Source organism: Verrucosispora sp. SN26_14.1, assembly GCF_004307965.1.
GTDB lineage: Bacteria > Actinomycetota > Actinomycetes > Mycobacteriales > Micromonosporaceae > Micromonospora.
The window spans coordinates 1-1,561 of record NZ_SISL01000759.1; the positions used below are offsets into that span (position 1 = coordinate 1).

General features: G+C 70.6%; 2 protein-coding genes. One reads left to right on the top strand and one right to left on the bottom strand.

Features of this window, described 5'->3' with window-relative positions:
- The coding region (locus EYA84_RS31670; protein ID WP_131057835.1) for a helix-turn-helix domain-containing protein at positions 1 to 343 on the top strand (343 nt) is incomplete at its 5' end.
- Positions 344 to 552: 209 nt separating this feature from the next.
- Here EYA84_RS31670 and EYA84_RS31675 read toward each other — a convergent pair.
- Positions 553 to 1,561 (bottom strand): molybdopterin-dependent oxidoreductase (locus tag EYA84_RS31675; protein ID WP_153227128.1); only part of this gene is annotated, 1,009 nt, incomplete at its 5' end.

Genomic DNA, 1,561 nt, shown 5'->3' on the forward strand with positions numbered 1-1,561 from the left:
GCAGATCGACGACGCCCGGGGAGCCCGCGCCGTCGATCTGCTGCATGACCGGCTCGACCGCCCGGTGACCCTGGCCGAACTGGCCGCCGAAGCCGGCCTCAGCCGATTCCACCTGCTGCGACTGTTCCGGCAGCAGACCGGCGAGACCCCGGCCCAGCTCCACCAGCGCCTTCGCCTCGATCTCGCCCGGCGACTGCTGCGCACCACCTCGCTCACCGTCGCGGCGGTCGCGCACCGATGCGGGTTCGCCGACCAGTCGCACTTCGCCAAGGCTTTCCGCCGCCAGGTGGGCGCGTCCCCCACCGGCTACCGGGCGGACGCCCAGCGGCCGAGTGACCGATGATCGGTTCCACGAAGGCAGGAAGGTGACCTGAGCGAACAGGTCGACACACCGTGTTGTGGCGATCACCAGCAGGGTAGTTTCGAAGTCGGGGGTCGCACCGCAGGTGAAAACCGACGACAGCATCCGGACGCCCGATCTCGTGACGATTCGGCGATCCGACGACCTGGCCCAGACCACAGCCGGGCGGCCGGGTCGCCAAGCCCTGCTGTTCAGGTAATGGTGAGGGTGATGCTGTGCCAGCCTGTGGCGCCGTCGGGGTATGGCGTCCTGCGTTGTTCCGGCTGGGTGGTGCCGGTGCTGTCGGATGCGCGAACGCGGATGGTGTGGCTGCCGGGTGTGGCGTCCCAGCGGTACGCCCACTGCCGCCACAGATCTGGTGACGGTCCCGCGGCGAGGCGCGCGGTCTGCCACGGCCCGTCGTCGATCTGCACCTGCACGGCGGTGATACCGCGACGCTGGGCCCAGGCGACCCCGGCGATCATGACTGGTCCGGCGGGGCGTCGGGTGAAGGGTTTGGGGGTGTCGATGCGGGAGGCGGTCTTGACCGGTGCGTCGGGTGCCCAGCCGCGTTCGACCCAGTAGGTGTCGAAGGCGTCGAACGTGGTGACGGTCATCGCGGTGAGCCATTTGCAGGCGCCGACGTAGCCGTAGAGGCCGGGGACGAGCATGCGTACCGGGAATCCGTTGTCCAGGGGGAGAGGTTCGCCGTTCATGGCGACGGCGAGCATGGCGTCGCGGCCGTCGAGGATCGCCGCGAGTGGGGTACCGATGGTCATACCGTCGACGGCCCGGCTGACGAGTTGGTTCTGGCCGGGTCGGATGCCGGCCTCCCGGAGCAGGGGAGCCAGTGGCACCCCGCTCCAGCGGGCGGTGCCGATGTAGGGGCCACCGACTTCGTTGGATACGCAGTTGAGGGTCAGGTCACGTTCCATCAGGCCCCGGGCCAGTAGCTCGTCGAAACGCCACGTTCGGGGTCGGTCGACGGCGCCCTCCAGGGTCAACCGCCAGCGGTCGACGTCGACCTGCGGGACGGTGAGGGCCGTGTCGACGCGGTAGAAGTCCCGGTTCGCCGTGATGAACGGTGCCACGCCGTCCACTCCGGCGGACGTGTCGGCGGGCAGCGTCGCCGCGGGTTGCATCGGGGCGGGAAGGACGACGGTGGCGCGGGAGCGGCTGCCGGCGGCGTTGCGGGCGGCGAGCGCCGTCCCGGCGGTGGCC